Source organism: Mesorhizobium subarcticum, assembly GCF_055456085.1.
The window spans coordinates 6,524,421-6,531,776 of sequence record NZ_CM144237.1 but is presented as its reverse complement, the minus strand read 5'-3'; the positions used below and the strand labels follow the sequence as shown (position 1 = coordinate 6,531,776).

The following is a 7,356-nucleotide window of genomic DNA, read 5'->3' as shown; positions in this document are numbered from 1 at the left end:
CAATTTGCTCTTTTCGCGACGTTCCAAAGATCAGCCGAAGAATATTTTTTCTAATCAGGGATTTTCGCGACAACGCTTTCGGCCGGACCACGCCTTCAACACGCGCACGCCTTCCGGTTCAGATCATACCGCTCTTAAGCCCGCTGCGGCGACCGCAACGGCGATTCCACAGACAAGGTACAAAGTCGCCTCGGCAGCTTCTGGAACCGCGAGCGGCACGAGGAAAATCACCACACCAAAAATGCCGGTCAAAAGCGTCGTGAATGCCTGAACCCGCCCGACCAGTTCTGTATCCACTACGGTCAGGAGATGTCCGTTGGCGGCGGAGCGCGTGACACTCCACGCCATGCCGGCGAGGCTATAGACGATCACCGCGGTGAAGGGCGTCCTCGCGAAGGAGAAAACCACCAGAGAGAGGCCGGTTAATGTTAGGAGCAGCAGGGTGTGCTTCTCGACATATTGAATAATCCTGGGGAGGCTTGCGATAGCGACTGCTGCCGTGCCGCAAATGGCGGCCACCATTTCGAGCGTGCCAAACAGGCTGCTGTCACCGCTGAGCGCGCCTACAACGAAGCCGGGAAGCAAGAGATTGGTGATCTTGATGACAGCGAAGGACGCACCCACCGTGACAGACGCGACGAGGCAGGTTGGGTGCGAGACGAGATATGCCAGAGCTTCGCGCGAGGAAGCCAGGATACCCTTGTTCTGGGACGACTTTGACTCGCGGCTCGTGCTGTTGATCATGGCAACCAGAACTACCGAGGCAGCTGCCATGGCTGCAAAGGCAATAGCCGTCGTCGAACTGCCAAACTGGGCGATAGAAAGACCCGCGATCCCGGTTCCCGCCGCAAGGCCGATTTGTCGGGCAATCGATAGCCTCATGACGAAGGCAACGCGCTGCTGCGGAGGGACAATCGCTTGAAGGAGACCGGAGAGCGCTCCATCCTGTAGGATGTAGCCGAAAGCGCCAAGTCCGCCCGCTGCGAAGAGCAAGATCGCACCGACGACATCATCGGCAAACGGCGCGGGGGCGATGAGCAGCAGCGCACATGCGCGGATGGCCTGGCCGACCATGGCAATTTGCTTCCTGTCCCGCCGATCGACGACATGTCCAGTGAAGGGAGCGAGAACCATGCCCGAGACACTGGATGACATCAGCACCAGACCGACGAGCTGTGACCCTCCAATGTGGAAGGCCACCCAGGCTGGTAAAACGATGCCGAACCCAACGAACAGAAAAGACAGGAATGAGATTATCGTAAAGAGTAATGTGTCTGGTTTCACTAACAAGGTTTCCATTGATTTTGAGAATTGGGCAGCCCGATCCTTTGTCGGCCGCTTGGCGGCCTCGCTCAGGGCTTCGCCGCAAAACTGTCTGTTCACGGCACCGGCAAAACACGGGCATAAAAAAAGGCCCCCTCAGGAGCCTGTTTACCGCGCATGGGTGCAATCGCCGGATGGCTACGCCACCCTGCCCATGCGCATTCTCACTACAAAGATCACCGACAGTTTTTCCATGGGAAGAAAGCTATTCGGATGCGCCATGGTCGTCAAGACCGCCACCTCATCCAAGATGGCGCGAGGGGTTCTGGCCATAGTATCACTTCATCTTTTGTCGCGAGATTTCTAAGTCATGCAGCCGGGGCGCAGCGGCCTGGAATCTGGGCCGCGAAGTGTCGCAAATGTCGGTCGCGAAACTTAGGACATCTAACAAAGATAGTTCACAATCTGTCGTCGGCGTCTTGCGGTTGATTGGCTTGAGCGATGGCGGCAACATCGCCCGGGATTTCCCTCAGGAAACTCTGACCCTTCTGAAGCCGCTTTCCGAGCGTCTCGATAAAGCCTTCGAAGCGCTCCCGACCTTTGATTTGGGCTGCGGCATGCGCGTCACCGGGCAACGGCGGCGTGATCGTCAGCCAGAAGCGGACGAATAGCGCGAGCGTCTCGGCCGTGACACCGAGATCGCGCTCAATGCGTTGTGCCTGGCGCGAGAGCCGATCCATCCGGCGGGTGAAGGCTGCTTCGCGTCGATCGGCGGCGTCGGGCGACAGGAACGACGCCACGGCCGCCTCGACGATGGCCGATCGCGGTATCTTCTTGCGCTCCGACAGCTCGTTGATCCGGGAGATCATCTCGACGGGCAAGGTGAGGTTCAGTCGGTCGCGCATCAATCCCTCCTACAGGTCCATGCCGTCATTGGGATCGAGCGAGACCTGACGCGCCACGCCGGTCATCTGGCGCCGCAACGCCTGCCGCTGGCGGGCGACATCTTCGGGCTCCTCGTCGAGCAGAACCGCGAACTCCTCCGCCGGCTGCTGGTCGGTGGTCTCCTTGACGATAGCGACATGATCGGGAAGCTCGGGTTCGCGGCGCAGGCCGCTATTGGCCCGATCGCCCTCCGCCTTTTCCATCTCGGCCAGCAGCACTGCATCGGGCTTCTGGGGGACAAGAGCCGACCATCCGTCTGCGCGGGACGTTCGCCCGGACTTCTGCGGATCGGGCGGCGACAGCACGCGCTCCTTGAAGCGGGCGTCCTCATAATAGCGAGCCTTTTGCGCGCGGATCGGCGCGGTGCCGGCAATCATGACAATTTCTTCGGTCGGCGGAAGCTGCATCACCTCGCCTGGGGTCATCAGCGGGCGAGCGGTCTCGGAGCGCGAAACCATGAGGTGGCCGAGCCAAGGCGAAAGCCGGTGCCCGGCATAGTTCTTCATCGCCTTCATTTCGGTCGCGGTGCCGAGTGCATCGGAGACGCGTTTCGCAGTCCGCTCGTCGTTGGTCGCGAAGCTGACACGGACATGGCAGTTGTCGAGGATCGAGTTGTTGGCCCCGTACGCCTTCTCGATCTGGTTCAGCGACTGCGCGATCAGGAAGCTCTTGATGCCGTAGCCGGCCATGAAGGCGAGGGCGGACTCGAAAAAGTCGAGACGGCCGAGCGCCGGGAACTCGTCCAGCATCATCAGCACGCGATGCTTTCGCTCCTTGGCGTGCAGGTCCTCGGTCAGACGGCGGCCGATCTGGTTGAGCACGAGGCGGATGAGCGGCTTGGTCCGTGAGATGTCGGATGGCGGCACCACGAGGTAGAGCGTCGCCGGACGCGGATCGGCGATCAGGTCGGCGATCCGCCAGTCGCAGCGCCGCGTCACCTGGGCGACGACGGGATCGCGATAGAGGCCGAGAAACGACATAGCGGTGGAGAGCACACCGGAGCGCTCGTTGTCGGATTTATTGAGCAGTTCGCGCGCCGTGGAGGCGACGACGGGATGCGGCCCGTTCGGCCCAAGATGCGGCGTCGTCATCATCGCCTTTAGCGTCGCCTCAATGGGCTGCTTCGGATCGGACAGGAAGCCGGCGACGCCGGCAAGTGTCTTGTCCGCTTCCGCGTAGAGGACATGCAGGATCGCGCCGACCAGCAGCGAGTGGCTGGTCTTCTCCCAGTGATTGCGCTTGTCGAGTGAGCCCTCCGGGTCGACCAACACGTCGGCGACATTCTGGACGTCGCGGACCTCCCAATCGCCGCGGCGGACTTCGAGCAGCGGATTGTAGGCGGCGGATTTCGGATTGGTCGGGTCGAACAGCAACACGCGGCCATGCTTCGCCCTGAAGCCGGCGGTGAGCTGCCAGTTCTCGCCCTTGATGTCATGGACGATGGCTGAACCCGGCCAGGTCAGCAACGACGGCACGACCAGGCCGACGCCCTTGCCGGAGCGCGTGGGCGCGAAGCACAGCACATGCTCGGGCCCGTCATGGCGCAGATAGTCGCGCTCCAGCTTACCGAGGACAACGCCATCCGGGCCGAGCAACCCGGCCGCCTTCACCTCTTCCTTCTCGGCCCAGCGCGCCGAGCCGTAGGTCTCGACATTCTTGGCTTCCCGCGCCCGCCAGACTGACATCCCGATGGCGACTGCGATCGAGATGAAGCCGCCCGAGGCGGCGATGAAGGCGCCGTGTGTGAATATCTCCGGCGCATAGGCGTCATAGGAGAACCACCAGGCGAAGAAGGCGGGCGGGAAATACACCGGCATGCCGGCGAAGCTGAACCAGGGCGCTCCGAGCTGGGCCTGAAATCCGAGTTGCCAGGCGACATACTGCGTCGCGCCCCAAGTCGTGATTAGGACGATCAGGAACACAACGATGATCTGGCCCCAGAGGATTTTGGTCGCGGACATAGGCGTCCTCCTTGTCTCTTGTTCGTGGCTAAAGGCCGAGGTCGCGCTTGCGCCCCAGGCTCCACTCGATGCCGCCGCCATCGCGGGCGACGCCGGCGATGTGCTGGCCTAGCTTGCGTTCGATCTCGCGCGACCAGGGCACGAGCTGGAAGCCAAGCCCGTTGTCGATCATGGCGAAGCGGCCCGAGGAGAGCGTCAGCCGCTGGCGATAGGTGCCCGAGACATGCTCGCCGGCCGCAGCCTTCACATGAGGCAGGCCAGTCTCGGTCGACAGCTTCTCGCCCACGGCGTCCAACTCGCGGCGGCGCAGCGTGCTGAGGAGATCGCGCTGGAGCATGATGCGCTGGCCCTGGCGGCGACCGAGCCCTTCGTCAGCGAGATGTTCGGCACGGGCCTGCATTGCGTCGCGCGCCTCGCGGCCGAATCCACCCGTGGAGAGGGGCATCTGCTCACGCTCCACCAGACGGTGGTCGAGCCACGTGGCGCCCGGCGCGGTGATCTGGCTGCGCAGATCGAGATCAGACCGGATGGCGAGCACCAGAGTCGGCCGCTGGTCCTCCGTGCTGCCGAACCGTCGAACCTCGACGATGCCACCGGCAGGCGGCGCATGCTCAAAGGCTTCGATGCCGCGAAAGCGGACATGATGGGCGCGGCCATCGATGCCGTCGATCACGGCATAAGCTTCGCCGGTCAGCTCGTCATGCAAGCCTTTGTCGACCAGACGCCCGATGATCGGCGAGCCGGCCCCGCCGTCGATCACATAGTCGGCGACGCCACGATCCTGAACACGCTCGGTGAAGGCGCGGTGCATAGTCTTGATGACGTCGCCGCGCATGCCGAGGTCGCGAAGATGGGGTTCGGCTTCCATGCCGACCATCCACTCCCCGGAGCCAGCCGAGGTGGCGAGCCCCATCTTCTCCAGATGTTGAAGACGGCCGATCATCAGGCGTCGGATCTCCGGGTTGGCCGCACCGCTGGGATCGGGACGTAAGTCGATGGCGCCGACGTCGTCGGCATGGCCCCGGATCTCGACATCGAGACGGGTCCACCGCTCCGCGGTGACCTCCTTCTCCAGGGCGTTGCGAATTTCGTGCTCAGGTTTTGGGCCAAGCTCGATCGCCACCAGATCCTCGGCGCGTGACCGAAGGCCGCGGCTGATATAGTCGCGCGAGATCACGAGATCGGCCCCTCGCTCGTCCACACCGCGCACGAGCAGATGGACGTGCGGATTGTCGGTGTTCCAGTGATCGACTGCGACCCAGTCGAGCCGTGTGCCCAGATCGGCTTCCATTTGGCTCGCGAGGTCGCGCGTGAAGGCCTTGAGGTCGGTCATCTCGCCGGCGTCCTCGGGCGAGACGATGAAGCGGAAATGGTGCCGGTCGTCCTTGCACCGGTCGGCAAAGGCGAGATCCTCAGTGCGATCGGAGCCGGCGTCGAACATCACGCCCTTTTCTCCGTCGCGGCTGACGCCTTCGCGCTTGAGGTAAGACAGATGCGCCGACAGCGGCGCGGAGCGGAAGGATCGGCCCTGATGGCGCACGACGCGCGCCTTGACGACGACGCGACGGGTCGAGTTGAACAGGCGGCTGCGGCTGAAACTGCCGCGCCCCCGGCCGAAGGTCGAGCGACTATGCCCGGACGCGCGTCTGCCTGACGCCGAGGCGCCGGTATGGCCCGCCTTTTTGGCGGCCCGCAGCACCTGGTTGAGGAAGCTCTTCGCCTTCGGCGCACGCGTGGTTTTGATGCGGCCAGGCCGGACCCGAAAATCGCTGTCGCCCTTGGTCATGACGCAGATCCGAGGAGCAGCATTTCGGGGCCGTGCATACGGAGGCTTTGAAATTCCTCAACAAAACCGGGCTTCATGCCCGCGACCGACCGCCATGCACGCCAAAACGCAAGCCTCTTCAGAGGCTTACAGCGTTTCGGGCATGCGCTTTTATCTCGCCGTCTGTTGGTCGTGTTTCCCTGCCATCCCCATTCTCCCGCCCAACCTGACCGGAAGCCCGCTACGCCGCGCCATAGTGCGAATGCCCTCATTGCGGCTCTCCCCCACGATTGCGGGCGACGAATAGGCCGCCCGACCGCGGGACGATGGCGGAGACATCGCGCACGGTCGTTGCTGTCGGTGCATCGTCCCGAGTAGCGCCGCGCTGCTCTGGATCGACACCCGTTGTGCGCTCCGGCTGCGCGATGAACAGCGGCGCTTTGGACCAGACCTGCGAATCGGCGGCGGCAACGACGGTCGCCGGAGCGGTCAGTTCACCGCCGCCGAAAAAAGGGAGGAGGGCGGCCACATAGGCACGTGTCTCCGCCGGCAAGGGACGGCCGGCGAGATATTTCTCATATCGACCGGGTCCCGCATTGTAGGCCGCGAGAAATCCGGGCGAGCCGTACCGATCGTGCAGTTCGCGCAGATACGCCGCGCCTGCCAAGATGTTGTCACGCGGATTATAGGGATCCCTGCCGAGCGAATAACGGACGCGCAGACCGGCCCAGGTTTCGGGCATGATCTGCATCAGACCCATCGCGCCCTTCGGCGAGACGGCGCGCATGTCATTCGCACTTTCGACCCGCATCACCGCCCTGATCCACGCCGCCGGAATGCCGAAGCGCTGTACGGCCTCCGCGATGTGGACGGCATAGGGATCGATGTGACTGGGACGTTCCACGGGCGCACTCTGCGCCAGCGTGACGGCCGACGGCGCGCCGACAAGAAACAGGCCGGAAAGGAGAAGGAGGCCCGCTTGCCGGGCGGCGCGATGACGACCGGCAGCGGTGACTTGGGGGCCTGACGGGGATGGCCAGCGCATCGGCTCAATCCCGCTCGCCGCGCTTCGGCGCGCGGTTCCAGTGCAGGCCCCAGGCGGTCTTGTCGTCGCCCGACTGGAACAGATTGGCGCGGATCGGCTGTGCGAAGACGGGATCGTCGAGCTGCAATGAGACGTAGTCGCCGGCGCGTTCGCCAGTGCGTTTCCAGCCGGCGCCGACCTCCGGCCCGTCTTCATCGCGGAGGTGGATGCGGTAGTCAGGCGCGTTCTCGGCGTCTGACGGTTCGGCCGGAACGACCGTCAGTTCGATGTCGAGCGAGAAGGTCCGGATGCGGCCGGAATAGCCGGACTGCGTGCGGGTGAATTCTCCGATCTGGGGCATGGGAAGTTCCTTTGCTGTGCGGTTGAGGACGGGATGG

7 protein-coding genes are annotated in these 7,356 nt (G+C 63.6%); 1 reads left to right on the top strand and 6 read right to left on the bottom strand.

Annotated features, from left to right (window positions below; all coding sequences use genetic code 11):
• Window positions 1-123: 123 nt before the first annotated feature.
• Window positions 124-1,236, bottom strand: a complete 1,113-nt coding sequence (locus ACZYHG_RS31840; RefSeq protein WP_464614838.1) for an MFS transporter — start codon at window positions 1,234-1,236, stop codon at window positions 124-126.
• Here ACZYHG_RS31840 and ACZYHG_RS31835 point away from each other — a divergent pair.
• Window positions 1,133-1,630 (top strand): hypothetical protein, encoded by a 498-nt coding sequence (locus ACZYHG_RS31835; protein ID WP_464614869.1) that lies wholly within the window; start codon window positions 1,133-1,135, stop codon window positions 1,628-1,630. The genes ACZYHG_RS31840 and ACZYHG_RS31835 overlap by 104 nt on opposite strands.
• Window positions 1,631-1,721: 91 nt before the next feature.
• Here the strand turns inward: ACZYHG_RS31835 and ACZYHG_RS31830 are convergent, their stop codons facing one another.
• From ACZYHG_RS31830 to ACZYHG_RS31810, 5 genes are all read right to left on the bottom strand, one after another.
• Window positions 1,722-2,168, bottom strand: coding sequence for a ribbon-helix-helix domain-containing protein (locus ACZYHG_RS31830; protein ID WP_464611972.1), 447 nt, complete (start codon window positions 2,166-2,168; stop codon window positions 1,722-1,724).
• Between the two features lie 9 nt (window positions 2,169-2,177).
• Window positions 2,178-4,169, bottom strand: a complete 1,992-nt coding sequence (locus ACZYHG_RS31825) for a conjugal transfer protein TraG (protein WP_464611971.1) — start codon at window positions 4,167-4,169, stop codon at window positions 2,178-2,180.
• Window positions 4,170-4,197: 28 nt separating this feature from the next.
• A complete protein-coding gene (locus ACZYHG_RS31820; protein ID WP_464611970.1) occupies window positions 4,198-5,955 on the bottom strand; it encodes a relaxase/mobilization nuclease domain-containing protein in 1,758 nt (585 codons plus the stop codon).
• A 247-nt stretch (window positions 5,956-6,202) separates the two neighbouring features.
• Window positions 6,203-6,979 (bottom strand): lytic transglycosylase domain-containing protein, encoded by a 777-nt coding sequence (locus ACZYHG_RS31815; RefSeq protein WP_464611969.1) that lies wholly within the window; start codon window positions 6,977-6,979, stop codon window positions 6,203-6,205.
• 4 nt (window positions 6,980-6,983) lie between these two features.
• On the bottom strand, window positions 6,984-7,319 hold the full coding sequence (locus tag ACZYHG_RS31810) for a DUF736 domain-containing protein (RefSeq protein ID WP_464611968.1): 336 nt from the start codon (window positions 7,317-7,319) through the stop codon (window positions 6,984-6,986).
• Between the last annotated feature and the right edge of the window lie 37 nt (window positions 7,320-7,356).